The sequence below is a fragment of the Mesorhizobium sp. M2A.F.Ca.ET.039.01.1.1 genome, from assembly GCF_003998035.1.
GTDB lineage: Bacteria > Pseudomonadota > Alphaproteobacteria > Rhizobiales > Rhizobiaceae > Mesorhizobium.
Genome location: NZ_RZRY01001150.1, coordinates 1 through 1,344, shown reverse-complemented (window position 1 = coordinate 1,344; position 1,344 = coordinate 1). Strand labels below are relative to the sequence as shown.

Genomic DNA, 1,344 nt, shown 5'->3' with positions numbered 1-1,344 from the left:
GTCCGGCTGGAAAGGCGGCGTTTGCCGTTTCGCCGACTAGCCCGGCTCAACTGCCGAGGATCGCGCCTTTGATCTGAGTGATGTTGTTGTGCATCATGTCGATATAGGTCGAGGCCGGGCCGTCCGCCCCCGACAGCGCGTCCGAATAGAGCGTGCCGCCGACCTTGATGCCGGTCTCGCCGGCGATCTGCTCGATCAGCCGCGGATTGGTGATGTTTTCCACGAAGATCGCCGCAGCCTTGTCCTGCTTCACCTGTTCGACGAGCTTGGCGACGTCGGCCGCGGAAGGCTCGGAATCGGTCGAGATGCCCTGCGGCGCCAGGAAGGTTAGGCCGTATTCATGCTCGAAATAGCCGAAGGCGTCATGCGAGGTGATGACCACGCGCTTCGCTTCCGGGATCGACTGGATTGCCGCCTTCACTTCGTCTTCCAGCGCATCGAGTTTTTGGGTGTAGGCGGCCGCGTTGCTTTGATAGGCGGTGCAGCCTGCGGAATCGGCGGCGCAAAAGGCATCGGCGATGTTCTTCACATAGATCTTGGCATTGACGATCGACTGGAACGCGTGCGGATCGGTGACGGTCTTGCCGCCGCCGGTATCGGCGCCTTCGGCGGCATCCGCGTCGGCGAATTCCGGCTTGAAGTCGATCGGCGTGACCCCCTTGGTCAGCGTCACGATCGCGGCCTTGGTGGCGCTCGCATCGACCAGGCGCTGCAGGAAACCTTCGAAATGCAGGCCGTTGACCAGCACGACGTCGGCGCCTGCCATCGCCACCGCGTCGGCCGGGCTCGGCTCATAGACATGCGCGTCGCCGTCCGGCCCGACAATCGTGGTGATGTTGACCCGGTCGCCGCCGACATTCTTCGCGAAATCGGCAATCACGGTAAAACTCGCCACCACTTTGAGCGGCGCCGCGAAGGCGGAAGAGGTCGCGAAGGCGCTTAATGTTATAACACTCAAAGCCAGCGCAGCACGGAAGGATTTCAGCATTGGGACAGTTCTCCTTGCTTGGGGATTGGTCAGGCGGTGCGGTGGCGGTGGTGCACGATGCGGGCGCGCAGGACGCCGCGCGTGCCGAACAGGATCGAGCAGAAATAGACGACGCCGGCCGAAAGGATGATCGCTGGGCCGGAAGGCAGCGAGGCGTGGTAGGACAGAAGCAGACCGGCGATGCAGGAGGCAAAGCCGATCAGCACGGCCAGCACGCACATCGGTTCCACGCGCACCGTCCAGAAGCGGGCGGCGGCGGCAGGCAGCATCATCAGCCCGACCGAGAGCAGCGTGCCCAGGGCCTGGAAGCCGCCGACGAGATTGAGCACGACAAGGCCTAGGAAGATGAAATGCAC

General features: G+C 63.3%; 2 protein-coding genes. Both read right to left on the bottom strand.

All coding sequences use genetic code 11. The features are described from left to right. Nucleotides 1-46: 46 nt before the first annotated feature. The gene (gene aztC, locus EOA24_RS38080) at nt 47-988 is read right to left on the bottom strand and encodes a zinc ABC transporter substrate-binding protein AztC (protein ID WP_127410833.1); all 942 of its coding nucleotides are present in this window, start codon (nt 986-988) and stop codon (nt 47-49) included. Between the two features lie 29 nt (nt 989-1,017). Next, nucleotides 1,018-1,344: metal ABC transporter permease (locus EOA24_RS38075; protein WP_133374916.1), on the bottom strand; the 327-nt coding region annotated here is incomplete at its 5' end.